Source organism: Streptomyces sp. NPDC056628 (assembly GCF_042792555.1).
In the GTDB taxonomy this organism is placed as follows: domain Bacteria; phylum Actinomycetota; class Actinomycetes; order Streptomycetales; family Streptomycetaceae; genus Streptomyces.
This window is the reverse complement of the sequence record NZ_JBHTWG010000004.1, coordinates 113,512-136,037: the sequence shown is the minus strand read 5'-3', so window position 1 is coordinate 136,037 and position 22,526 is coordinate 113,512. Positions and strand designations below refer to the sequence as shown.

22 protein-coding genes are annotated in these 22,526 nt (G+C 68.9%); 10 read left to right on the top strand and 12 right to left on the bottom strand.

The genetic code is table 11. From position 1 onward, the window contains the following. Positions 1-31: 31 nt before the first annotated feature. Positions 32-715 carry a PadR family transcriptional regulator gene (locus tag ACFRAC_RS08220; protein WP_382922351.1) on the bottom strand — a complete coding sequence of 228 codons (684 nt, stop codon included), beginning with the start codon at positions 713-715 and terminating at the stop codon, positions 32-34. A gap of 352 nt (positions 716-1,067) precedes the next feature. Here ACFRAC_RS08220 and ACFRAC_RS08215 point away from each other — a divergent pair, with 352 nt between their 5' ends. Then, positions 1,068-3,686, top strand: coding sequence for a transglycosylase domain-containing protein (locus ACFRAC_RS08215; RefSeq protein WP_382922349.1), 2,619 nt, complete (start codon positions 1,068-1,070; stop codon positions 3,684-3,686). A gap of 278 nt (positions 3,687-3,964) precedes the next feature. Further along, a complete protein-coding gene (locus tag ACFRAC_RS08210; RefSeq protein ID WP_382922347.1) occupies positions 3,965-5,467 on the top strand; it encodes a glycosyltransferase family 87 protein in 1,503 nt (500 codons plus the stop codon). Between the two features lie 91 nt (positions 5,468-5,558). On the opposite strand, the gene ACFRAC_RS08205 is transcribed toward ACFRAC_RS08210, so the two are convergent. The 3 genes from ACFRAC_RS08205 to ACFRAC_RS08195 all read right to left on the bottom strand — a co-directional run bounded on the left by ACFRAC_RS08205 (position 5,559) and on the right by ACFRAC_RS08195 (position 8,336). Beyond that, positions 5,559-6,590 (bottom strand): alanine racemase, encoded by a 1,032-nt coding sequence (locus tag ACFRAC_RS08205; protein WP_382922345.1) that lies wholly within the window; start codon positions 6,588-6,590, stop codon positions 5,559-5,561. A gap of 98 nt (positions 6,591-6,688) precedes the next feature. Continuing rightward, entirely contained in the window at positions 6,689-7,807 is a 1,119-nt protein-coding gene (femX, locus tag ACFRAC_RS08200; protein WP_108707771.1) for a peptidoglycan bridge formation glycyltransferase FemX, read from the bottom strand. A 220-nt stretch (positions 7,808-8,027) separates the two neighbouring features. Then, a complete protein-coding gene (locus ACFRAC_RS08195) occupies positions 8,028-8,336 on the bottom strand; it encodes a hypothetical protein (RefSeq protein ID WP_382922343.1) in 309 nt (102 codons plus the stop codon). 260 nt (positions 8,337-8,596) lie between these two features. Between ACFRAC_RS08195 and rpsF the strand changes: the two genes are divergently transcribed. The 4 genes from rpsF (at position 8,597) to rplI (ending at position 10,301) form a co-directional block, all read left to right on the top strand. After that, positions 8,597-8,887 (top strand): 30S ribosomal protein S6, encoded by a 291-nt coding sequence (gene rpsF, locus ACFRAC_RS08190; RefSeq protein WP_005482942.1) that lies wholly within the window; start codon positions 8,597-8,599, stop codon positions 8,885-8,887. Between the two features lie 68 nt (positions 8,888-8,955). Continuing rightward, positions 8,956-9,540 carry a single-stranded DNA-binding protein gene (locus ACFRAC_RS08185; protein ID WP_382922341.1) on the top strand — a complete coding sequence of 195 codons (585 nt, stop codon included), beginning with the start codon at positions 8,956-8,958 and terminating at the stop codon, positions 9,538-9,540. Between the two features lie 59 nt (positions 9,541-9,599). Continuing rightward, positions 9,600-9,836, top strand: coding sequence for a 30S ribosomal protein S18 (gene rpsR, locus ACFRAC_RS08180; RefSeq protein ID WP_003949403.1), 237 nt, complete (start codon positions 9,600-9,602; stop codon positions 9,834-9,836). An 18-nt stretch (positions 9,837-9,854) separates the two neighbouring features. Beyond that, positions 9,855-10,301, top strand: a complete 447-nt coding sequence (gene rplI, locus ACFRAC_RS08175) for a 50S ribosomal protein L9 (protein WP_361351605.1) — start codon at positions 9,855-9,857, stop codon at positions 10,299-10,301. A gap of 144 nt (positions 10,302-10,445) precedes the next feature. On the opposite strand, the gene ACFRAC_RS08170 is transcribed toward rplI, so the two are convergent. Continuing rightward, positions 10,446-11,783: an MATE family efflux transporter gene (locus ACFRAC_RS08170; RefSeq protein WP_382922338.1), complete on the bottom strand. Its 1,338-nt coding sequence runs from the start codon at positions 11,781-11,783 to the stop codon at positions 10,446-10,448. A gap of 457 nt (positions 11,784-12,240) precedes the next feature. Between ACFRAC_RS08170 and dnaB the strand changes: the two genes are divergently transcribed. Both dnaB and ACFRAC_RS08160 read left to right on the top strand, forming a co-directional pair. Continuing rightward, positions 12,241-13,719, top strand: a complete 1,479-nt coding sequence (dnaB, locus tag ACFRAC_RS08165) for a replicative DNA helicase (protein WP_382922336.1) — start codon at positions 12,241-12,243, stop codon at positions 13,717-13,719. Between the two features lie 104 nt (positions 13,720-13,823). Then, positions 13,824-15,215 carry a serine hydrolase domain-containing protein gene (locus ACFRAC_RS08160; protein ID WP_382922334.1) on the top strand — a complete coding sequence of 464 codons (1,392 nt, stop codon included), beginning with the start codon at positions 13,824-13,826 and terminating at the stop codon, positions 15,213-15,215. Positions 15,216-15,295: 80 nt separating this feature from the next. Here the strand turns inward: ACFRAC_RS08160 and ACFRAC_RS08155 are convergent, their stop codons facing one another. Next, complete coding sequence (locus ACFRAC_RS08155; RefSeq protein ID WP_382922332.1) at positions 15,296-15,748, bottom strand: GNAT family N-acetyltransferase; 453 nt, start codon at positions 15,746-15,748, stop codon at positions 15,296-15,298. Between the two features lie 9 nt (positions 15,749-15,757). Further along, entirely contained in the window at positions 15,758-16,216 is a 459-nt protein-coding gene (locus ACFRAC_RS08150; protein WP_382922330.1) for a MarR family winged helix-turn-helix transcriptional regulator, read from the bottom strand. Between the two features lie 140 nt (positions 16,217-16,356). Here ACFRAC_RS08150 and ACFRAC_RS08145 point away from each other — a divergent pair, with 140 nt between their 5' ends. After that, positions 16,357-17,571, top strand: coding sequence for an MFS transporter (locus ACFRAC_RS08145; RefSeq protein WP_382922328.1), 1,215 nt, complete (start codon positions 16,357-16,359; stop codon positions 17,569-17,571). 83 nt (positions 17,572-17,654) lie between these two features. After that, entirely contained in the window at positions 17,655-18,077 is a 423-nt protein-coding gene (locus ACFRAC_RS08140) for a heme-binding protein (protein ID WP_382922326.1), read from the top strand. Positions 18,078-18,162: 85 nt separating this feature from the next. On the opposite strand, the gene ACFRAC_RS08135 is transcribed toward ACFRAC_RS08140, so the two are convergent. The 5 genes from ACFRAC_RS08135 to ACFRAC_RS08115 form a co-directional block, all read right to left on the bottom strand. Next, the gene (locus tag ACFRAC_RS08135; RefSeq protein ID WP_382922324.1) at positions 18,163-19,029 is read right to left on the bottom strand and encodes a GNAT family N-acetyltransferase; all 867 of its coding nucleotides are present in this window, start codon (positions 19,027-19,029) and stop codon (positions 18,163-18,165) included. Between the two features lie 159 nt (positions 19,030-19,188). Then, on the bottom strand, positions 19,189-19,671 hold the full coding sequence (locus tag ACFRAC_RS08130; protein WP_361347772.1) for an NUDIX hydrolase: 483 nt from the start codon (positions 19,669-19,671) through the stop codon (positions 19,189-19,191). 88 nt (positions 19,672-19,759) lie between these two features. Next, positions 19,760-20,665: a LysR family transcriptional regulator gene (locus ACFRAC_RS08125; protein ID WP_382922321.1), complete on the bottom strand. Its 906-nt coding sequence runs from the start codon at positions 20,663-20,665 to the stop codon at positions 19,760-19,762. 217 nt (positions 20,666-20,882) lie between these two features. Continuing rightward, complete coding sequence (locus ACFRAC_RS08120) at positions 20,883-22,037, bottom strand: cystathionine gamma-lyase (RefSeq protein WP_382922319.1); 1,155 nt, start codon at positions 22,035-22,037, stop codon at positions 20,883-20,885. Next, positions 22,034-22,525 carry a low molecular weight protein-tyrosine-phosphatase gene (locus tag ACFRAC_RS08115; protein WP_382922317.1) on the bottom strand — a complete coding sequence of 164 codons (492 nt, stop codon included), beginning with the start codon at positions 22,523-22,525 and terminating at the stop codon, positions 22,034-22,036. Before ACFRAC_RS08115 ends, ACFRAC_RS08120 begins: the two co-directional genes overlap by 4 nt. Between the last annotated feature and the right edge of the window lies 1 nt (position 22,526).

The window sequence follows — 22,526 nt, the reverse complement described above, 5'->3', positions numbered from 1 at the left end:
CTGTGTGTACGAGTGAGGTCCTGAGTGGATCTCACGTGGCGGTGTCGTCGGGCGGATCCGGTCGGGAGGTGTCTCCCGCCCGGGGCAGGCCGCCCGGCGTTCCATGAGTGGTGTCCGGCGAGTCGGGCTCCCCGGAGGCGGGACCCTTCAGGTCCCGCCCGGCCCGCTCGCTCTCGATGAGCTCGTTCAGCCAGCGCACTTCGCGCTCCACGGACTCCATCCCGTGGCGCTGGAGCTCAAGCGTGTAGTCGTCGAGGCGCTCCCGGGTGCGTGCCAAGGAGGCGCGCATCTTCTCCAGACGCTCCTCCAGCCGGCTGCGGCGGCCCTCCAGTACGCGCATGCGTACGTCCTGCGGGGTGCGTCCGAAGAAGGCGAATCGGGCAGCGAAATGCTCGTCCTCGTACGCGTCGGGGCCGGTCTGCGAGAGCAGCTCCTCGAAGTGTTCCTTACCTTCTGCCGTCAACCGGTAGACGATTTTGGCGCGACGCCCCGCGAGGGGTGCGGCGAGGGCGTCCTCGGTGGTGTTCCCCGGTTCCTCGATCAACCAGCCGTTGGCGACCAGCGTCTTGAGGCAGGGGTAGAGCGTGCCGTAACTGAAGGCACGGAACACACCCAGTGACGTATTGAGTCGTTTGCGCAGCTCATAGCCGTGCATAGGGGACTCGCGGAGCAGTCCGAGAACGGCGAACTCGAGGATCCCGGAACGCCGGCTCATCCGCTCGCCTCCTCGCCTTATCTCTCGCTGATGTATCGGCTCGATACATCAGCACGATAGAACGGCCTCTCGGAAGCGACAAGTGGAGAGAGAGTGAACGGGATCACATCACCGTCTCGTGTCGAGTGACTTGCCTGATTTGGGGTGAAGTTCGGGGTCGCGAGTACTTTGACGGTGCGTAGTCTGTGCGCCATGCACAGCACCGGGAACCAAGTGACGCCAGAGGACGTCGTCGTCCTTGGTGCAGTACGGGTGAATGCGAAACCGCTCACATCCGTATGTCGGGGGGACCGGAAAACAGCCGCCGTTGCCAGGCGCCCAGGGGTGCGCCTGTCCGAGGAGTAGTCGTTCGATGAGCGAGCACCGTCGCAAACCGCCGCAGCCGCAGGGAGGCGGACGTGCCGCGGCCCGACGCGGCCAGTCCGGCTCGTCCACCGGCCGCCGTGCGGCACCGCGAGGCGCCACCGGATCTCCTTCCGACCCGTACGGGTCGGGTGCCACCGGATCAGGAGGCGAGGACCGTCTGTACGGCGGCCGCGCCGAGGCGCGACGCGCGGCACAGAGAAACAGTGGAAGCCGCCGCAGGGCGCCCGAACCGACGAGGGGGGGCCGCCGCGCGGCTCCAGGGAGAGGACGTTCGGCACCGCCCGCGGAGAAGCGGTTCATCGACTATCCGCGCGCCGGCAAGTACGGCGCTGCGCGCTGGCTGCCGTCCTGGAAGCTCGTGACGGGCCTCTTCCTCACCTTCATGGGAGGCCTGATCGCGGCCGCGGGCATCGGTTACGCCATGGTGGGCATCCCGAAGGCCCAGGACACGGCCATGGCCCAGAACAACGTCTTCTACTGGTCCAACGGCAAGCAGATGGCCGCGACCGGTGGCCAGACGAACCGCCAGCTGGTGAGCGACGCGGAGATCCCGCCGGAGATCAAGAACGCGGTGGTCTCCGCCGAGAACGCGTCCTTCTACGACGACAAGGGCGTCGACCCGGCAGGTATCGGCCGCGCGCTCTTCAACATGGCCAGGGGCGGGGAGACGCAGGGTGGTTCGACCATCACCCAGCAGTACGTGAAGAACACCTACCTGAGCCAGGAGCAGACACTCTCCCGGAAGTTCAAGGAGCTGTTCATCTCCATCAAGGTCAACCAGAAGATGACGAAGGACGAGATCCTCGCTGGTTACCTCAACACCGCCTACTACGGCCGCAACGCTTACGGCATCCAGGCGGCGGCCCAGGCGTACTTCGGGGTCGACGCGAGGAAGCTCACGCCGTCGCAGTGCATCTTCCTCGCCTCGGTGCTGAAGGGCCCGAACTTCTACAACCCCGACGGCGGTGTGGGCGCCAATGCCAGGAAGAATCTGAACACCGCGCGCGTCAAGGAACGCTGGTCGTGGATCCAGGGCCGCATGGTCGAGGTGGGGCGCATGACCCAGGCCGAGCGGGCCAAGGTCGGTGAGTTCCCGAAGTTGAAGAAGCAGACCTCCAACCTCTCCGGTCAGACGGGTTACCTGATCGACATCGCCAAGGAGTACGTGGCCAAGAAGGCGAATCTGTCCCCCGAGGATCTGGAGAAGGGCGGCTACCGCATCTACACGACCTTCGACAAGGACAAGGTCAACGAGCTGGCGGCGGCCGTCGGGAAGACGGAGAAGAGCTTCCTCGACCCCAAGAGGCGCGAGAAGGACAAGCACGTCCAGTTCGGTGGCGCGTCGGTCGACCCCAAGACGGGTGCGATCGTCGCGATCTACGGCGGCGCCGGCTACAACAAGGGTCACTACTCCAACAACGCCAACACTCTGGGCGTGCCGGTCGGATCGACCTGGAAGCCCATCGTGCTGGCGGCCGCGATGAAGTACGGGACCTACGAGACCGACGGCGAGCCGCTCTCTCCGATGGCCCGGTACAACGGCGACGACCTCCTCGTCATCAAGGACAGGAACGGCGACCCGATCATGGGTGACAACGGAAAGCCGTTCCGCCAGAAGAACGAGGGCACCAGGGCCTGGGGCATGGTCACGCTTCGCAAGGCCATGGAGCAGTCGATCAACAGCCCGTTCGCCCAGCTGGGCATCGACGTCGGTCTGGCCAATACGCAGGAGCTCGCCCAGGACATGGGCATCTCGTCGGCCTTCTTCGACAAGGCGAACATCAAGAACGTGTCGTTCTCGCTCGGTACCTCGACCCCGAGCGCGATCCGGATGGCGGACGCGTACGGAAGCTTCGCCAACTCCGGGGCGCACTACGAGCCGTACTCCGTCACCAAGGTGATCAAGGACGGTGAGCCGGTCCCGGGCTTCGAGCCCCCGGAGAAGGAAACGGCCATGGACGCCAACGTCGCGAACAACGTGACGGATGTCCTCGAGAACGTGGTCCAGAACGGCACCGGTAAGAAGGTCGCGGACATCGGGTTCCCGGTGGCCGGCAAGACCGGTACGACCGACGAGAACAAGTCGGCGTGGTTCGTCGGCTACACCCGCGAGCTGTCGACGGCCGTGACGCTGTTCCGTACGGATCCGGACAAGGGCAAGCTGCTCTCCATGAACGGCACCGGTGGCGTCTCCTCCATCCACGGTGGTGACATCCCGGCGCAGGTCTGGAGGGACTACATGGCCGAGGCCATGAAGAGCTACGGCACGCCGGAGCCCTTCCCCGAGGCCGAGCCCATCGGCGAGATCATCAACGACACGCCCACGCCCTCCGTGGTGCCCACGCCCACGGAGACGGAGGAGGCGACTCCGTCCGAGACGCCGACCCCGTCCGAGACGCCCACGCTGACGCCGACCCCGACGGGTACGTGCGACCCGTTCGACTTGCGGTGTGAGAACGGCAACGGTGGGCAGAACGGTGGCGGCAACGGGGGTGTGACCCCCACGCCGACAGCCACCGCGACCGCGACCGATGCCAGCGGCGGAGGCAACAACAACGGCGGCGGCAACGGCGCCGGAGGCATCTTCGGTCGACCAGCCGGCTGACCGAGAGCCGAAGGGCTCTCTGCCGCGACGAGAAGGCCGATGGCCGGCACCCGAGGTATCGGGTGCCGGCCATCGGTTTTTGCCCCTCTGGCGGCCGTATGGAGGTCGTACGGGCAGTCCTGGAACCGAGGTGGGTGTGCCGTGCTGCGGCATCGAGTCTGAGCAGCCTCCTGCTGATCCCTGTTTCACGTGAAACGTCGGGTTTCACGTGAAACAGTCCCTGGTCACGGTATGGCTTCCCGGCGCTGTTCTCCGACACGTGCGGCAGGATGTGCCCCATGCCCAGTGCAGAGACGACGCCCATGAGCGCGCATGAGCCGGATCAGGTGCGGCCGACCAGGGAGGACAAGGTCGCCGCGCATGGCAGTGAGCTGATCGGTGGCCCGATCGGGCGGCGCGCCCTGCTCGGGACGTCCTGGTGGACGCCGGTACGGATCATCGCGCTGGTGGCCATCGGCATGTTCGCTCTCGGCCTGGTCCAGAAGGCGCCCTGCTACAACGGGGCCTGGTTCTTCGGTGCCAGCTCCCAGTACACGCACGCCTGCTACTCGGACATCCCGCACCTGTACCAGGGGCGGGGCTTCGCCGACGGCTTGGTGCCGTACTTCGACAAGCTGCCCGGTGACATGCAGTACCTCGAGTACCCGGTGCTGACCGGCGTCTTCATGGAGGTCGCGTCCTGGCTCACTTCGGACAGCGGCAGCATCCAGGACCAGGAGCAGTGGTACTGGATGGTCAACGCCGGGATGCTGATGGTCTGCGCCGCGGTCATCGCCGTCTGCGTGACCCGGACCCACCGCCGGCGTCCCTGGGACGGCCTGCTCGTCGCTCTGGCCCCCGCCTTCGCGCTGACCGCGACCATCAACTGGGATCTGCTGGCCGTGGCCCTGACGGCCGCGGCGATGCTGATGTGGTCACGTGGCCGGTCGCTCGCCTTCGGGATCCTGCTGGGCCTGGCCACGGCCGCCAAGCTGTACCCCGTCTTCCTGCTCGGGGCGCTGTTCGTGCTGTGCTGGCGTGCGGCCAGATGGCGGGACTTCGGGCGGGCGCTGGGCGGCACCGCGCTCGCCTGGGTGGTGGTCAATCTCCCGGTCATGCTGCTCGCGTGGGACGGGTGGTCGCAGTTCTACCGGTTCAGCCAGGAGAGAGGCGTCGACTTCGGCTCCTTCTGGCTGATCCTGGTCCAGAACTCCACGGACCCGCTGAGCACCGAGACCGTCAACACCTTCGCCACGCTGCTGATGCTGCTGTGCTGCGCCGGGATCGCGGTGCTGACGCTCACCGCGCCGCGTCGGCCTCGCTTCGCCCAGCTGGCCTTCCTGATCGTCGCGGCGTTCATCCTCACCAACAAGGTCTACTCGCCGCAGTACGTCCTGTGGCTGGTGCCCCTGGCCGCGCTGGCCCGGCCCAGGTGGCGGGACATCCTCATCTGGCAGGCCTGCGAGGTGGCGTACTTCCTCGGCATCTGGATGTACCTCGCCTACACGACCAGCGGAGACGCCCACAAGGGCCTGCCGCCCGACGGCTACCACTGGGCCATCGGCCTGCATCTGCTGGGCACGCTGTACCTGGTCGCCGTCGTCGTGCGGGACATCCTCATGCCGGAGCGCGACCCGGTGCGCCAGGGCGGCGAGGACGACCCCTCGGGCGGTGTCCTCGACCGGGCGGAGGACGTGTACGTGTACGGAGCGGCCGCCCACCCGCCGCGTCATGCCGCCCACGACGAGGAAGGCCCGCAGGCGGCTTGGGGCGATCGGGAGGCCGTCGACGGTTCGCAGTGAGCGAACAGAAGTCGGACGGCGGTGTGCAGAAGGCCGTACACGGTGGATTCCGTGTACGGCCTTCTGCAGCTGCCGCGCTGAACGGTTCGGCTCAGCGGTCCACGAGGCGGTCGAACTGCGTGGTGGTGTGCCGCAGGTGGGCGACCAGCTCGTCACCGACCTTCGGCTCGGGCGCGTCCGCCGGCACGAAGAGGATCGACACCTGCATGTGCGGGGGCTCCGCGAACCAGCGCTGTTTGCCGCCCCACACGAAGGGCGAGAGGTTCCGGTTCACCGTGGCGAGGCCGGCGCGGGCGACTCCCTTGGCGCGCGGCATGACGCCGTGCAGCGCCTTCGGCGCCTCCAACCCCACACCGTGCGACGTGCCGCCCGCCACGACCACCAGGAAGCCGTCGGAGGCCGTCTTCTGCTGGCGGTAACCGAAACGGTCGCCCTTGGACACGCGCGTGACGTCGAGGACCGCGCCGCGGTACTCGGTGGCGTCGTGGTCCCCCAGCCACAACCGCGTCCCGATCCGGGCGCGGAAGCGGGTCTGCGGGAACTGCTGCTGCAGGCGCGCCAGTTCCGCGGCCTTGAGGTGGCTCACGAACATGGTGTGCAGCGGCAGCCGGGCCGCCCGCAGCCGGTCCATCCAGCCGATGACCTCCTCGACGGCGTCCGAGCCGTCCGTGCGGTCGAGCGGCAGGTGGATGGCGAAGCCCTCCAGCCGGACGCTCTCTATGGCAGCGTGCAGCTGGGACAGCTCGTGCTCGCTCACTCCGTGCCGCTTCATCGAGGACATCACCTCGATGACGACGCGGGCACCCACGAGGCCGTACACGCCGTCCACCGACGACACCGAGCGGATGACCCGGTCCGGCAGCGGGACCGGCTCCTCACCGCGGCGGTACGGGGTCAGCACCAGCAGGTCGCCGCCGAACCAGTCCTTGATGCGCGCGGCCTCGTACGTCGTGCCGACCGCGAGGACGTCGGAGCCCAGCCGGGTGGCCTCCTCCGCCAGCCGCTCGTGCCCGAACCCGTAGCCGTTGCCCTTGCAGACCGGTACGAGGCCCGGGAACTGCTCCTGCACGTGCTTGTGGTGCGCCCGCCAGCGCGCGGTGTCGACGTAGAGCGTGAGCGCCATGGCCGGACCTGGAACCTTTCTCGTGGCTGCGGTGTATCAGAGGTGTGGAAGCTATCGACGGTGCAGCTATTGACGGTATCGAAGCAGGGCGCGCGGGGTCAGCGACGCGACATGTAGATGTCCAGCGCCTTGTGCAGCAGCTTGTTCAGCGGGAAGTCCCACTCGCCGAGGTACTCGGCGGCCTGCCCGCCGGTGCCGACCTTGAACTGGATCAGACCGAAGAGGTGGTCGGTCTCGTCCAGCGAGTCGGAGATGCCGCGCAGGTCGTAGACCGTGGCGCCGAGCGCGTAGGCGTCGCGCAGCATCCGCCACTGCATCGCGTTCGAGGGCCGGACCTCGCGGCCGATGTTGTCGGAGGCGCCGTAGGAGTACCAGACGTGGCCGCCGACGATGAGCATCGTCGCCGCCGACAGGTTCACCCCGTTGTGCCGCGCGAAGTACAGCCGCATGCGGTTGGGGTCCTCGGTGTTGAGGGCCGTCCACATGCGCTGGAAGTACGACAGGGGACGCGGCCGGAAGTGGTCGCGCACGGCCGTGATCTCGTAGAGACGCTGCCACTCCTCCAGGTCCTGGTAACCGCCCTGGACGACCTCGACGCCGGCCTTCTCGGCCTTCTTGATGTTGCGGCGCCACAGCTGGTTGAAGTTCTTGTGGACCTCTTCCAGCGAGCGGTTGGCCAGTGGCACCTGGAAGACATAGCGGGGCTGTACGTCGCCGAAGCCCGCCCCGCCGTCCTCACCCTGCTGCCAGCCCATACGGCGCAGCTTGTCGGCGACCTCGAAGGCACGCGGCTCGATGAAGTCGGCCTCGATGTCGCGCAGCCGCTTCACGTCCGGGTTCTGGATGCCCTGCTTGATGGAGCCCGCGTCCCAGCGTCGGATGATCACCGGCGGGCCCATCTTCACGGAGAAGGCGCCCTGCTGCTTCAGGTGCGCGAGCATCGGCTCCAGCCACTCGGTCAGGTTCGGCGAGAACCAGTTGATGACCGGACCCTCGGGCAGATAGGCGAGGTAGCGCTTGATCTTGGGCAGTTGGCGGTAGAGGACGAGACCCGCTCCGACCAACTGGCCGCTGCCGTCGAACCAGCCGAGGCTCTCCGAGCGCCACTCCGCCTTGACGTCAGCCCAGGCCGGGACCTGCATGTGGCTCGCCGACGGCAGGCTCTGGATGTACGCCAGATGCTGCTCGCGACTGATCGTCCTCAGGGTCAGGCTCATTCGGGGCGCTCCTCGGGCTGGTGTGTCCCCATGGGAACAGGGGCTCCGGCTCTAGCGCCGAAGCCTACTGCGCCCGGGGAGCGCCTCGACCGGGCGTACGAAAGCTCCGCCCCGGCGCCGGGCGCCTCCGGGGCGGTCGTGGGTGTTCTATGCGGTGTTGTGACGATGTCCGGTGGCCGGCCTCCCGGCCACCGGTTCGAGGAGGGCTGTCGCAGGCGTGTCAGACGCCGCCGAAGAGCCCGCCGTGTGCCATGCCGAGGAAGAAGCCGACTCCCGATGCGCCGAGGCCCACGATCAGGCCGAAGCGCTCACGGGTCGTCACCGAGATCCAGAGGCCGTAGGCACCGGCGGCGATGCCGATCAGACCGGTCCAGGAGCTGAGCAGGTGCAGGCTGTGGAACTGGGCCGTGACGAAGGACGTGATGCCGAGCACCAGGGTCACCACGAGGAGGGTGTCCTGGAGGGGATGGGCCTTTCCGTCCGTGGCGAAGAGGCCTCCGGCGGTGTTGGGTCGCAATGCCTGTGCCATAGGGCACCTCCTGCGAAAAGCGGCGCATCGTAGCGCCATACACACCTGATGTGTACAGATTGTGGCCGACGGCGGCCGGATTTCAACCGGAAGCCGGTGTGCAGGTACTGTGTACCGTCTGCACCGGTGTCTGCCCGACCTCGGGAGAACCGCAAGGTCACCCCCGATTGTCAGTGGCGGCCGATACCGTTGCGTACGCATCACGACCCTCCTGCCACGGAACGACCGTGGCCGCTGAGTCCAAAGGAGGTGGGTTCCACATGCGTCACTACGAGGTGATGGTCATCCTCGACCCCGATCTGGAGGAGCGCGCTGTCGCCCCCCTGATCGAGAACTTCCTCTCCGTCGTCCGTGAGGGCAACGGCAAGGTCGAGAAGGTCGACACCTGGGGCCGTCGTCGTCTCTCGTACGAGATCAAGAAGAAGCCCGAGGGCATCTACTCGGTCATCGACCTGCAGGCCGAGCCTGCGGTCGTCAAGGAGCTCGACCGCCAGATGAACCTGAACGAGTCGGTCCTCCGGACCAAGGTCCTCCGTCCCGAGACCCACTGAGCTCCGCTCAGCTGGTTTCGGGATTCGAGTAGCAAGCAGCCAGAGCAAACCCGCCGAGAGGTTCCCCCATGGCAGGCGAGACCGTCATCACGGTGGTCGGCAATCTTGTCGACGACCCCGAGCTGCGCTTCACCCCGTCCGGTGCGGCGGTCGCGAAGTTCCGTGTCGCGTCCACTCCCCGCACCTTCGACCGTCAGACGAACGAGTGGAAGGACGGCGAGAGCCTCTTCCTCACCTGCTCGGTCTGGCGTCAGGCGGCGGAGAACGTCGCCGAGTCGCTCCAGCGAGGCATGCGCGTCATCGTGCAGGGCCGGCTGAAGCAGCGGTCCTATGAGGACCGTGAGGGTGTCAAGCGCACGGTCTACGAACTGGACGTCGAGGAAGTCGGCGCCAGCCTGCGCAACGCCACGGCCAAGGTCACCAAGACCTCCGGTGGCGCTCGCGGTGGCCAGGGCGGTGGCGGCGGCCAGGCCGGCGGCGGCTGGGGCGGTGGCTCCGGCGGCGGTCAGCAGGGCGGCGGCGCTCCCGCCGACGACCCGTGGGCGACCGGCGCTCCCGCCGGTGGCAACCAGGGCGGCGGCGGCTGGGGTGGAAACTCCGGCAGCGGCGGCGGCGGCGGTGGCGGCGGCTACTCGGACGAGCCCCCCTTCTAGACCTTCGGGTCCAGGGGTGGGTCGTACCCCACACTTCTTGATCACACAGGAGATACACCATGGCGAAGCCGCCTGTGCGCAAGCCGAAGAAGAAGGTCTGCGCTTTCTGCAAGGACAAGGTCACGTACGTGGACTACAAGGACACGAACATGCTGCGGAAGTTCATTTCCGACCGCGGCAAGATCCGTGCCCGCCGCGTGACCGGCAACTGCACGCAGCACCAGCGTGACGTCGCCACGGCCGTGAAGAACAGCCGTGAGATGGCGCTGCTGCCCTACACGTCCACCGCGCGATAAGGGAAGGGTGACCGACACATGAAGATCATCCTCACCCACGAGGTCTCCGGCCTCGGTGCCGCGGGCGACGTCGTCGACGTCAAGGACGGTTACGCTCGCAACTACCTGATCCCGCGGAAGCTCGCTATCCGCTGGACCAAGGGTGGCGAGAAGGACGTCGAGCAGATCCGTCGCGCTCGCAAGATCCACGAGATCCAGACCATCGAGCAGGCCAACGCTGTGAAGGCCCAGCTCGAGGGTGTCAAGGTCCGCCTGGCCGTCCGCTCCGGCGACGCCGGTCGGCTCTTCGGCTCCGTCACCCCGGCCGACGTCGCTTCGGCGATCAAGGCTGCCGGTGGCCCCGAGGTCGACAAGCGCCGCATCGAGCTCGGCACGCCGATCAAGACCCTGGGCGCCCACGAGACGTCCGTGCGTCTGCACCCCGAGGTGGCCGCCAAGGTCAACATCGAGGTTGTCGCGGCCTGATCGCCGCACTCGGCTTGATGAGCTGAAAGAAGGGGCCGCACCCGGATGGGTGCGGCCCCTTCTTCGTGGGCCGGTCTCGCGAGCGCAGCTCGTACGACGCCGCGGGTTCGTTTCACGTGAAACACGCTGTTCCACGTGAAACCGTCAGCGGGTCGCTCCCGTGACGATCCAGCGGCCGGAGCGAGCCCGCAGCCAGAGCGTCAGCATGCGGACCGTCATCATCAGCGTCATGGCTGCCCAGACCCCGGTCAGGCCGCCGCCGATGACGGGGATCAGCAAAGCCACGGGGGCGAACACGGCCAGCGTGGCCACCATCGCCCAGGCGAGATAGGGGCCATCGCCGGCCCCCATCAGGACACCGTCCAGGACGAAGACCACGCCGCAGATCGGCTGGGAGAGCGCCACCACGAGCAGTGCGGGTAGCGCGGTGTCCTGGACGGCGCCGTCACTGGTGAACAGGGGCAGGAACAGCGGGCGGGCGGCCACCACGAGCAGTCCGAGGCCGATGCCGGAGGCGATACCCCACTCGACCATGCGACGGCATACGGCCCGGGCTCCTTCACTGTCACCAGCGCCCAGATACCGCCCGATGATCGCCTGTCCCGCAATGGCGATGGCGTCGAGCGCGAAGGCGAGCAGGCTCCACAGCGACAGGATGATCTGGTGGGCCGCGACATCGGTGTCTCCCAGCCGGGCGGCGACGGCCGTGGCGATCATCAGGATGGACCGCAGTGACAGTGTGCGGACGAGTAGCGGCACACCGGCGTGGGCGGAGGCGCGTATGCCCGCCGCGTCCGGGCGCAGGGAGGCCCCGTGTGCGCGGGCTCCGCGAATGACGACCAAGAGGTAGACGGCTGCCATCCCGCACTGCGCCAGGACGGTTCCCCAGGCCGAACCGGCGATGCCGAGGCCGGCGCCGTAGACCAGGCCGACGTTGAGCAGAGCGTTGGCGATGAAGCCACCGACGGCCACATAGAGGGGTGTGCGGGTGTTCTGGAGCCCCCGCAGCACTCCGGTGGCAGCGAGGACGACCAGCATCGCGGGGATGCCGAGCGCCGAGATACGCAGATAGGTGGTCGCGTACGGGGAGGCTGTGTCGGAGGCGCCGAAGAGTTCGACGAGGAACGGTGCCGTGGGCAGGACGAGCGCTACGACGGCGGCGCCCAGGAGAAGTGCCAGCCAGATGCCGTCCATGCCTTGGCGGATGGCCGACGGCAGATCACCGGCGCCGACGCGGCGGGCGACGGCCGCCGTGGTGGCATAGGCGAGGAAGACGAACACGCTGACGGCTGTCACGAGGAGGGCCGACGCGACACCGAGTCCGGCGAGCTGCACGGTGCCGAGATGGCCGACGATCGCACTGTCGGCCATGACGAAGAGGGGCTCGGCGACCAGTGCGCCGAAGGCTGGGACGGCCAGGGCGACGATCTCTCGATCGTGCTGTCGGCGGGCAGCCTTGGGAGACGCGGGGGCCTGTGTCATGGCCATCAATGTAATCGTCCACAGGTAAGTGATGCAATCTCATTGCGACCCTTACTGACCGCCTGGTGCTGTGAGTCGTCGCGCACCGTTCGAAGGGAACTTGGCCCGACCGGCAAACTTTTTCTTCTGCACAGCCGGTGGACGGCAAATGACCAGGTCAGCGCTGTGGTGTGGGGAAGGTCGCAGGCTTGTTCACAGGGCTGTCCACCGTATCGTGCACAGGTTTCGCGGAGTTCTCCACAGCATCTGGGCCGTCGTCCACATGGCCTGTGGATAACCAGATTGGCTGACGCCCCCCGCACCTCTACCGTGGTCCGGCGCCCCCTCCGTCCGACGGCTGGAAAACCGCCGCAAACCCGACGTGACACAACCGGAGGTGGGGCTCTCGATTGTCAGAGGCGTGCCGTAGAACTGAGGGCATGCGAGGTCCGCTCGGCGGACGGGAGGAGGTGGCTCGGTGAGTATTTCCGAGCCCTTGGACGACCCCTGGGCCGACAGCGGTCCCAGTGATCGTCTTCCAGCCTCCCGGCGCCGCGGTGACAGCATCCGTGTCCGTGACGAGCAGCATGACCGAGGCAGGGACAGCGGGGAGTGGGACGGCGGAGGAGCCACCTTCGAGCGTGTCCCGCCCCAGGATCTCGACGCCGAGCAGTCCGTCCTCGGCGGCATGCTGCTGTCGAAGGACGCGATCGCCGACGTCGTCGAGGTCATCAAGGGTCACGACTTCTACAAGCCCGCACACGAGACGATCTTCCAGGCGATCCTCGACGTCTATGCGAAGGGCGAGCCGGCCGACCCGATCACCATCGCCGCGGAGCTCACCAAGCGCGGCGAGATCAACAAGGTCGGCGGTGCGGCCTATCTGCACACCCTCGTGCAGACGGTGCCGACGGCGGCGAACGCCGAGTACTACGCGGAGATCGTCCACGAACGGGCCGTCCTGCGCCGCCTGGTCGAGGCCGGGACCCGCATCACGCAGATGGGATACGCGGCCGACGACGACGTCGACGAGATCGTCAACCGCGCCCAGGCGGAGATCTACGCGGTCACCGAGCAGCGCACCAGCGAGGACTACCTACCGCTCGGCGACATCATGGAGGGCGCCCTCGACGAGATCGAGGCGATCGGCTCCCGAACCGGCGAGATGACCGGCGTCCCCACGGGATTCACCGACCTCGACTCGCTCACCAACGGACTCCACCCAGGTCAGATGGTCGTCATCGCGGCCCGCCCCGCCATGGGCAAGTCCACGCTCGCGCTCGACTTCGCCCGGGCGGCGTCGATCAAGCACAACCTGGCGAGCGTCATCTTCTCCCTGGAGATGGGGCGCAACGAGATCGCGATGCGTCTGCTCTCGGCCGAGGCTCGCGTGGCCCTGCACCACATGCGCTCCGGCACGATGACGGACGAGGACTGGACGCGGCTGGCCCGCCGGATGCCCGAGGTATCGGCGGCTCCGCTCTATATCGACGACTCCCCGAACCTGTCGATGATGGAGATCCGCGCGAAGTGCCGTCGCCTGAAACAGCGCAACGACATCAAGCTCGTGATCATCGACTATCTCCAGCTGATGCAGTCCGGCGGCTCCAAGCGGTCCGAGAGCCGTCAGCAGGAGGTCTCGGACATGTCCCGTAACCTCAAGCTGCTCGCCAAGGAGCTCGAGGTCCCGGTCATCGCCCTCTCGCAGCTCAACCGTGGTCCCGAGCAGCGCACCGACAAGAAGCCGATGGTGTCCGACCTGCGTGAGTCCGGCTCCATCGAGCAGGACGCCGACATGGTCATCCTGCTGCACCGCGAGGACGCCTACGAGAAGGAGTCGCCCCGCGCCGGCGAGGCCGACATCATCGTGGGCAAGCACCGTAACGGCCCGACGGCGACGATCACCGTGGCGTTCCAGGGACACTACTCACGCTTCGTGGACATGGCGCAGACCTGACGGGACGCCCGCCGTCGCCTCCGGTGCCGGCAGAAGGGGCGGCCGAGGACCGGTCGGGGCGAATGCGCTCGACCTGGGCCCGGTCGGCGGGGTGGACTGGGGGCATGACGACATCCCAGGAAGAGCTCCTGCCCGCCACGCGGCGTGCGCTGTTGCACCGGATTGCCGTGGCCCAGGCCGAAGGGCGGGCGCCCTCGTTGGTCGCGGCGGTCGTCCGGGGTGGCCGGGCGGTGTGGCACGGCTCGCGCACCTCCGTCGACGGCCACGGCCCGGACGAGAACGTGCAGTACCGGATCGGCTCGATCACCAAGACGTTCACGGCGGTGCTCGTGCTGCGCCTGCGGGACGAGGGCCTGCTCGACCTGAGTGACCCGCTGGAGAAGCATCTGCCGGGTACCGGTGCGGGGGAGGCCACGATCGCCCAACTGCTCGCGCACAGCAGCGGGCTGGCGGCCGAGTCGCCCGGGCCGTGGTGGGAGCGAACCTCCGGGGCGCTGCGGCCCGAGCTAGCCGACGTCCTGGGCGAGCAGCCGTTCCTGCATCCGTCGGGTCGCCGGTTCCATTACTCGAACCCCGGCTACACCGTGCTGGGGGCGCTGGTCGAGAGGCTGCGTGGGGGGCCCTGGGAGGACGTGCTGCGCAGGGAAGTGCTCGAACCCCTCGGCCTCTCGCGCACCACCACCCGGCCACAGGCCCCGCACGCCGGCGGCTGGGCCGTGCACCCCTGGGCCGATGTGATGCTGCCCGAACCGGTGGAGGACCTGGGCAGGATGGCTCCCGCAGGTCAGCTGTGGTCGACGACCGGCGACCTGGCACGGTTCGCCGTCTTCCTGGCCCGCGGGGACGAACGGGTCCTCAGCGCCGACACCTTGCGGGAGATGAGAACGCCCGCGGCCCCGCACGAGACGGCGGATGTGGCGAGCGGTTACGCCTACTGTCTCGGCCTGGAGACCCGGCACCAGGACGGCAGGACGCTCGTCGGGCACACGGGGTCCCTGCCGGGCTTTCTCGCCTGTCTCACCATGAGCGTGGACGACGATGTGGCGGCGGTGGTCCTCGCCAACTGCACGTCCGGCCCACTGCCGTTCACGGTCGCCGCGGACCTCGTCCGTATCGTCGCCGAGGCCGAGCCGCGCATTCCCGAGCCCTGGCGCCCGATGCCCGATGTCGAGCCGGCGGTGCTGGAGCTGGCGGGGCCCTGGTACTGGGGCACCCATGCCTTCGCCCTGCGTCTTACCGCGGACGGGATGGTGGTGCTGGAGCCGCTGTCGGGGAAGGGGCGTGGCTCGCGCTTCCGGTCCAACGGGGACGGCACCTGGACGGGGCTGGAGGGCTACTACGCGGGCGAGCGCCTGAAGGCCGTACGGCGGCCGGACGGCACCGTGGACCACCTGGACCTCGGGTCCTTCGTCTTCACGCGGCAGCCGTACGACGAGGGGGCGGCCGTGCCGGGTGGTGTGGACCCCAAGGGCTGGCGGGGGATCGGGAGCGTCTGACGGACGAGCGAAGCGCCTGTTTCACGTGAAACAGGCGCTTTTCGTTGTGCGGTCCACCGCACGGGTACGAGTTCGAGCCGTCAGAGCTGGAGCTTGAAGCCTGTGTGCGAGGCGGTGAAACCCAGACGCTCGTAGAAGCGGTGCGCGTCCGTGCGGGTCTTGTCGGACGTCAGTTGCACCAGATGGCAGTCCTGACGCCGGGACTCGTCCACCGCCCACTCGATGAGCCGGCTTCCGAGACCGCTCCCGCGTTCGTCGGCATGGATGCGGACACCCTCGATGATCGACCTCGTCGCACCGCGACGCGACAGTCCCGGAACGATCGTGAGCTGGAGTGTGCCGACGACGCGGCCTTCGCGGACGGCGACGACCACATGCTGGTGAGGATCGCCTTGGAGGCGCTCCAGGGCAGCCAGATAGGGGGTCAGATCGTCCGGTGACTCGCGCTGAGCGCCCAGCGGATCGTCGGCGAGCATGGCGACGATGGCCGGGACGTCGTCGGCGACGGCGGGGCGTATCTCAAGATCTCCCATGCTCGCACCCTATGCGGGGGACGGAAGCGACTCCACCACGCGGACGAGGGGGGCGAGTTCGGGGTTGCGGGCGGCGTCGTCGAGTGCTTCGCGCAGGGCTGTGTCGTGGGTGGGGCGGGCCTGGCCGAGGAGGCGGAGTCCGGGGTCGGTGACGTCGGTGTAGATGCCGCGCCGGTCGGTGGGGCAGAGGTAGCGGGAGAGCAGGCCGCGGTCCTCGAGGCGGGTGACGAGGCGGGTGGTGGCGCTCTGGCTGAGGGCGACGGCGTCGGCGACCTGTTTCATCTGCAGGTGGCCGCCTTCGCCGCTGTGCTGGCGGCTGAGGGCGTCGAGCAGGGAGTACTCGCGGACGCTGAGGTCGTGGTGGCTCTGCAGGGCGCGTTCGATGTGGGCCTCGATCCTGCCGTGCAGCAGGGAGAGGGCGCCCCAGCCCTGCGTGAGGGCGGTGAGTGCGGGATCCGTCGCTGTCATGGCATGTCCTCTGTCCCGGGGTGGGCTGCAACCAGAGTAGAGCAAGAGCGCAATAGTCCGCGCTTGCAAGTAAAGCGCGTCTGCAAGTATTGTCCTCACTCGTAAAGCGCACCTGCAATCGTTTGGGAAGGTACCCCTTCATGCCTCTCGCGCTTCTGGCCCTCGCGATCGGGGCCTTCGGCATCGGGACGACCGAATTCGTGATCATGGGCTTGCTTCCCGAGGTCGCGGGTGACTTCGGGGTCTCCATCCCCACGGCCGGACTGCTGGTGACCGGCTACGCCCTGGGCGTGGTCCTCGGCGCCCCGCTGATGACCGTGCTCGGCACCAAGGTCTCCCGCAAGCGGATGCTGATGCTGCTGATGGGACTGTTCGTCCTCGGCAACCTGCTCTCCGCGGTCGCACCGTCCTTCTCGGTCATGCTGATCGGCCGCGTGGTCGCCTCGCTCGCCCATGGCGCCTTCTTCGGCATCGGCTCGGTCGTCGCGGCCGATCTGGTCGCCCCCGACAAGAAGGCCGGCGCCATCGCGATGATGTTCACCGGTCTGACGGTCGCCAATGTCGTCGGCGTCCCGCTGGGCACGTTCGTCGGACAGGCCGCGGGCTGGCGGATCACCTTCACCCTCGTGGCCGCGCTCGGGCTGATCGGCCTCGCCGGTATCGCCAAGCTGGTCCCCGACATGCCCAAGGCGCAGGACGTACGCCTGCGCCACGAACTGGCCGCCTTCAAGAACGCCCAGGTGCTGCTCGCCATGGCGATGACGGTGCTCGGCTTCGGCGGCGTCTTCGCGGCCATCACCTACATCGCGCCGATGATGACCCATGTCGCCGGCTTCGCCGACGGCTCCGTGACCTGGCTGCTGGTCCTGTTCGGGCTCGGCATGGTCGGCGGCAACCTGATCGGCGGCAAGTACGCCGACCGTGCGCTGATGCCGATGCTGTACGTGTCCCTGGGCGCGCTCGCCGTCGTGCTCGCCGTGTTCACGGTCACCGCGCACAACAAGATCCTCGCGGCCATCAGCATCGCGCTGATCGGCGCCCTGGGCTTCGCCACCGTGCCCCCGCTGCAGAAGCGCGTCCTCGACCAGGCGCACGGCGCCCCGACGCTGGCGTCGGCCGTGAACATCGGCGCCTTCAACCTCGGCAACGCCCTCTCCGCCTGGCTCGGCGGCATCGTGATCGCCGCCGGCTTCGGCTACACGGCCCCGAACTGGGTCGGCGCCGCCCTCGCCACGGCCGCGCTGCTGCTCGCGTTCTTCTCTGCGGCGCTGGAGCGCCGCGGCGGGACGTCCGCGGGCAGCGCCGTCACGAGCCGCCCTGCTCCCGTCGAGGCCGAAGCCGTCGCCCACCCCTGAGCCGATCCGTGCGCGGGGTCAGGGCCGCCCCGCGCACTCGGCCACCCGACTCTCCCCTCAGTACCGCACCACAAGGAGAAGCCATGACCACCGCGACCGCGGTCACCCCCCTGACCAGTCAGGACGCCGACGCACTCGTCCTCGCCGCCCAGCGCGCCGCCGTGGCCGCCGGAGTGCCGGTCAGCGTCACCGTCCTGGACGCCGGAGGGCACCTGCTCGCTTTCCGCCGCGACGACCGCGCCGTGCTGATCTCCGGCGAGACCAGCACCCGCAAGGCCTACACGGCGCTTCAGCTGGGCACCCCCACCGCCGATCTCGTGGACGCCGTCCAGCCCGGCGGTCTCTTCCACACGCTGCCGACCGCGCTGGACCGGCCGCTGCTGTTCATCGCGGGCGGCCTGCCGATCCACCGTGACGGCCGGCTGATCGGTGCGATCGGTGTCGGCGGCGGTGCGCCCGAGCAGGACCACGGGTTCGCGGCCACGGCCGTCGACTCCGTCCTCTGAGGGCACACCCGCCACACGGACGGACGAAGCGCCGGTTCCCGACGGGGGACCGGCGCTTCGGCGTGCGGGACGCGGCGGTGACGCCTCAGCCGGCGGCCACCGTCAGCGGGGCGAACCGCCGGCTCCAGTCGCCCGGCAGCTCCGGGATGCCGTACGTCATGACCGCGTTGAAAGCCACGGAGCCCAGACCGTGCCGCTTCAGCCAGGCCAGCAGCTCCTCATGGCGCACGTCGATGTCGGTGCGCAGGGGCCGGTCGGTGTGGGTGGCGAGGGACGCGACCAGTGCCTGGGCCGTCTCCGTGTCCCGGGCGATCAGAGGGCCCACCACGTGTGTGGCCATGTTCGGCCAAGCGCCCGCGTACCCGATGATCCGGCCGCCGTCCTCGGCGACCCGCAGCTGGTCGGTGAAGGCGGGCAGCCGCGTGATGATGTGGGTGCGATCCATCCCGAACACCTCCTCGTCCAGGCGGATGATCGCCGGAAGGTCCTCGGCGGTCGCCGCACGGGTGGAGACCGAGGGCCGGAAGCCGCCCGGGACGAAGTGCCCGCTCACCATCTCCGCCCTGGCGGTGGTCTTGAAGCCGAGCTCCTCGTACAGGGGCCGGCCGTTCGGGGTGGCGTGCAAGGTCAGCGGCGTCGTGCCCATCGCGGAGACGACGTGGCGCATCAGGCGCCGGCCGACGCCCTGGCGGGCGTACCGCTCGGCGACCAGCACCATGCCGATGGCCCCCAGGCCGGGCCGCTCCCGCGGCCCGTACTCGGTGACGGCGCAGGCGCTGACGAGTCCGCCGTCGGGTGCGTCGATGCCGTATCCACGGCCGGCGGTCAGCAGCAGCCCCCACTTGTGTTCCTCGCGGGGCCTGCCCCGGTCCTGGGACAGGTCGGCACAGGCGACCAGATCGCGGTGGGTGAGACGGCGGATGGGGAGAGCGGCGAGGGTAGGTGTCGGCACGCAGGTCAGGCTGTCCGACGAGTGCCCTGGTCGTCCACCTGTTTCGGGGGAGACGAACGCGCTTCCGGCCATGCCTTCGAGGATCGGCATGACAGGGGTGACGGCGCAGGAGGTTTCACGTGAAACGCGGACGAACGGCGGCTGATCGACCGGGTTACGTCAGCCCAGATCAGGAGCGTGCAGGGCGCGCACGCCCTCGATGTTCCCGTCGAGGTAGTGCCGCAGCGACAGCGGTACCAGGTGCACGGACGCGATCCCGACCCGGTTGAACGGCACCCGCACGATCTCGTACTCGCCGATGGGCTCGTCCATCTCGGGACCGTGCCGCAGGGAGGGGTCCATGGACTCCAGATGGCAGACGAAGAAGTGCTGGACCTTCACTCCAGTCGACGCCTCGTCCTGGCCGATGTGCTCGACGGTGTCGACGAAGCAGGGGACCACATCGATGATCTTGGCGCCCAGTTCCTCGTACACCTCGCGGTGCAGCGCGTCGACGACGGTGGAGTCCGTTGGTTCGACGCCGCCGCCGGGCGTGAGCCAGTAGGGATCCATGCCCGGCTTGGTGCGCTTGATCAGGACCAGATCGTCGCCGTCCAGAAGGACGGCGCGTGCGGTGCGCTTGACCACGGGTCGGACGGTCATGGAGGGAATGTGGCCCGGCTGGTTCCACGTGAAACATCGCATCCCGTCACCGCGCGAGCCCATCGGGTGACGGTCGCAAAACCCCTGCTCAGGCCCAGTCCGCCGCCGCCCGCAGCAGCCACTCGTGAGCCCGTGCGATATGCGGCATCGCCAGGGTGCCGGTACGGACCGCCAGGAAGTACGTCCGCAGGGGCGGAACCGGCGGATCGTGCAGGGCGACGACCTCGCCATGGTCGAGGGCGTCCCCGCACAGATACCGCGGCAGCACCGCCAGCCCCGCCCCCGCGACCGCACAGGCGAGAACCGCGCGCAGATCGGGGACGATCACGGTGCCGGGTGCCGCGGGGCGTGAGTCGAACACGGAGGCCCAGTAGCGGGAGACGAACGGCAGGGACTCGTGCACCTCCACCACGGGGACGTCTTCCAGGGCGTGCGCCCCCTTGTGGTGGAGATGGCCCGCGCCGATCCGCTCGATCCAGTGGGGAGCCGCGACCAGGACGTGCTCCTCGTCGCAGAGCGCAGTCGCCGTCAGCAGAGCGCCCCGCGGACGGGCCGTGGTGATGGCCAGATCATGATGTCCGGCGGCCAGCCCTTCGAGGGTCTCCTCCGCGGTGCCGAAGGAGGCGCGCAGCGCGAAGCCCTGGGTGTCCTCGCCCGTCAGACCGGTGAGTGCGGGCAGTGCGCGCTCGGCGGTGAACTCGGGAGGGCCGGCGAGATGCAGCGAGCGTAAGGAGGACTCGTCGTCGAGGCCGGTCTCGGTGATCTCGACCAGGGCGTCGAGATGGGGGGCGGCCTTGTGGGCGAGCTCGTCGCCGATGGTCGTCGGGGTGACACCTCGCGCCTGCCGGAGGAACAGGGGCCGCCCCAACTGTCGTTCCAGTGTCCGGATCTGCGAGGTCACGGCCGGCTGGGACAGACCCAGCAGCGCCGCGGCTCGGGTGAAGGAACCGGCCCGGTGCACGGTCACAAAAGTGCGCAGCAAGGCCAGATCCATGCCACCGTCCTCCCCTTCCCCGCCCTTCTCCCCACCCTCAGGGCAGGGCCCCACTATAAATATGTCGATAGGTCGCTGTCGCTACTGTGATTGGACACTGACACACAGTCAACTAGCCTTGTTCGCGCGGTTCTTCGCGCGCAGAACCGGGGGCGGTCCGAGCCACGAGGGGGGAGGCTCGGACCGCCCGTCCCTCCCCGACGGCTCCCGGCGCCGGTCACCGCGCCGATTCGTCCAGGGCTCGCAGCACATCCGCCACCAGGTCCTCCGTGTCCTCGGCGCCGACCGACATCCGGATGAAGCCCTCCGGCACGTCGTCCCCGCCCCAGCGGCCACGCCGCTCGGCCGTGGAGCGCACCCCGCCGAAGCTGGTGGCGTCGTCGACGAGCCGCAGCGCCTCCAGGAAACGCTCGGCACGCGTGCGCGTGGGCAGCGTGAAGGACACGACGCAGCCGAAGCGCCGCATCTGCCGGGCGGCGACGGCGTGCGACGGGTCCTTGGGCAGCCCCGGGTACCGCACCGCGAGATCCTCCGGCCAGTCCCGCAGGGCCTCGGCGACGGCCAGGGCACTGGCGTTCTGCCGCTCCACCCGCAACTGGAGCGTGGCCAGGGAGCGATGCGCGAGCCACGCCTCCATCGGACCCGGGATCGCGCCGACGATCTTGCGCCAGCGCCGTACGGCCGCCATGGCCTCAGGGTCGCGGCCGGTGACATAGCCCAGCAGCACATCACCGTGGCCGGTCAGCTGCTTGGTGCCGCTGGCCACCGAGAAGTCGGCGCCCAGCTCCAGCGGCCGCTGCCCGAGCGGTGTGGCGAGGGTGTTGTCGACGGCGACGAGTGCCCCGCGCGCGTGCGCCTCCTCGACGAGGCGCCGGACGTCGCACACGTCGAGACCGGGGTTGGAAGGCGTCTCGATCCACAGCAGCCTGGCGCCGTCGAGGACACCGAGCTGGGCGTCGCCGCCGGTCGGCGCCGTGCGCACCTCGATGCCGTACGCCTCCAGTTGCTCGCGCACCAGGGGGAGCGCCTGGTAGCCGTCGCTGGGCAGGACGACGGCTTCGCCGGACCGCAGCTGGGAGAAGAGCACCGAGGAGATGGCGGCCATGCCGGACGCGAACACGAGCGTCTCGACGTCGCTCTCCCCCGGCGCCTCCAGGCCGCCGATGGCCCGCTCCAGGTGCGTCCAGGTCGGGTTCTCGTCCCGGCCGTAGGTGTACGGACCCGTGGGCTCGCCCGGCAGGTGGAAGTGGGCGGCGAAGACCGGTCCCGGCAGGGTCGGCTCGTACTTGACCGGTTCCGGCAGCCCGGCCCGCACCGCGCGCGTGCCGTCTCCCGCTCCGGGAACCGGTGCCTGCCCCTGCGTACCGCTCATGCCGTCCTGCCCTCCACCTCTTCGCGGACCGCTGTGAGCAGGCCCGTACTCGCCGACTCCACCATGGTGAGGCATTCCTCGAAGCCGTCCCGGTCACCGTAGTAGGGGTCGGGAACGTCGAGGTCCTCGCCGGCGGCGGGGTCGTAGGAACGCAGCAGCCGGACCTTCGCCGCGTCGTCCGCCGTCGGGGCGAGTCGGCGCAGCGCTTTCCTGTGACCGGCGTCGAGGGCGACCACGAGGTCGACGCGTTCGAACCAGGAGGTCCGGAACTGCCGGGCGGTGTGCTCGCTGTCGTAGCCGTGCTCCTCGAGGACGGAGACGGTGCGCGGGTCGGCCGGGTCGCCCTCGTGCCAGCCGCCGGTGCCGGCGCTGTCGACCTCGACCAGACCGTCCAGCCCGGCCTCTTGGATCCGGGCGCGGAAGACGGACGCGGCCATCGGGGAGCGGCAGATGTTGCCGGTGCAGACGAAGCAGACGCGGTAGGTCATG

Excerpts from the sequence above, each read along its gene's own strand:
- ACFRAC_RS08210 (WP_382922347.1), top strand. The coding sequence starts at position 3,965 with ATGCCCAGTGCAGAGACGACGCCCATGAGCGCGCATGAGCCGGATCAG.
- ACFRAC_RS08150 (WP_382922330.1), bottom strand. The coding sequence starts at position 16,216 with ATGACAGCGACGGATCCCGCACTCACCGCCCTCACGCAGGGCTGGGGC.
- ACFRAC_RS08155 (WP_382922332.1), bottom strand. The coding sequence starts at position 15,748 with ATGGGAGATCTTGAGATACGCCCCGCCGTCGCCGACGACGTCCCGGCC.
- ACFRAC_RS08170 (WP_382922338.1), bottom strand. The coding sequence starts at position 11,783 with ATGACACAGGCCCCCGCGTCTCCCAAGGCTGCCCGCCGACAGCACGAT.
- ACFRAC_RS08185 (WP_382922341.1), top strand. The coding sequence starts at position 8,956 with ATGGCAGGCGAGACCGTCATCACGGTGGTCGGCAATCTTGTCGACGAC.
- rplI (WP_361351605.1), top strand. The coding sequence starts at position 9,855 with ATGAAGATCATCCTCACCCACGAGGTCTCCGGCCTCGGTGCCGCGGGC.
- ACFRAC_RS08220 (WP_382922351.1), bottom strand. The coding sequence starts at position 715 with ATGAGCCGGCGTTCCGGGATCCTCGAGTTCGCCGTTCTCGGACTGCTC.
- ACFRAC_RS08130 (WP_361347772.1), bottom strand. The coding sequence starts at position 19,671 with ATGACCGTCCGACCCGTGGTCAAGCGCACCGCACGCGCCGTCCTTCTG.
- ACFRAC_RS08215 (WP_382922349.1), top strand. The coding sequence starts at position 1,068 with ATGAGCGAGCACCGTCGCAAACCGCCGCAGCCGCAGGGAGGCGGACGT.
- ACFRAC_RS08160 (WP_382922334.1), top strand. The coding sequence starts at position 13,824 with ATGACGACATCCCAGGAAGAGCTCCTGCCCGCCACGCGGCGTGCGCTG.
- ACFRAC_RS08115 (WP_382922317.1), bottom strand. The coding sequence starts at position 22,525 with ATGACCTACCGCGTCTGCTTCGTCTGCACCGGCAACATCTGCCGCTCC.
- ACFRAC_RS08145 (WP_382922328.1), top strand. The coding sequence starts at position 16,357 with ATGCCTCTCGCGCTTCTGGCCCTCGCGATCGGGGCCTTCGGCATCGGG.
- rpsR (WP_003949403.1), top strand. The coding sequence starts at position 9,600 with ATGGCGAAGCCGCCTGTGCGCAAGCCGAAGAAGAAGGTCTGCGCTTTC.
- ACFRAC_RS08205 (WP_382922345.1), bottom strand. The coding sequence starts at position 6,590 with ATGGCGCTCACGCTCTACGTCGACACCGCGCGCTGGCGGGCGCACCAC.
- ACFRAC_RS08120 (WP_382922319.1), bottom strand. The coding sequence starts at position 22,037 with ATGAGCGGTACGCAGGGGCAGGCACCGGTTCCCGGAGCGGGAGACGGC.
- rpsF (WP_005482942.1), top strand. The coding sequence starts at position 8,597 with ATGCGTCACTACGAGGTGATGGTCATCCTCGACCCCGATCTGGAGGAG.
- femX (WP_108707771.1), bottom strand. The coding sequence starts at position 7,807 with ATGAGCCTGACCCTGAGGACGATCAGTCGCGAGCAGCATCTGGCGTAC.
- ACFRAC_RS08195 (WP_382922343.1), bottom strand. The coding sequence starts at position 8,336 with ATGGCACAGGCATTGCGACCCAACACCGCCGGAGGCCTCTTCGCCACG.
- ACFRAC_RS08125 (WP_382922321.1), bottom strand. The coding sequence starts at position 20,665 with ATGGATCTGGCCTTGCTGCGCACTTTTGTGACCGTGCACCGGGCCGGT.
- ACFRAC_RS08140 (WP_382922326.1), top strand. The coding sequence starts at position 17,655 with ATGACCACCGCGACCGCGGTCACCCCCCTGACCAGTCAGGACGCCGAC.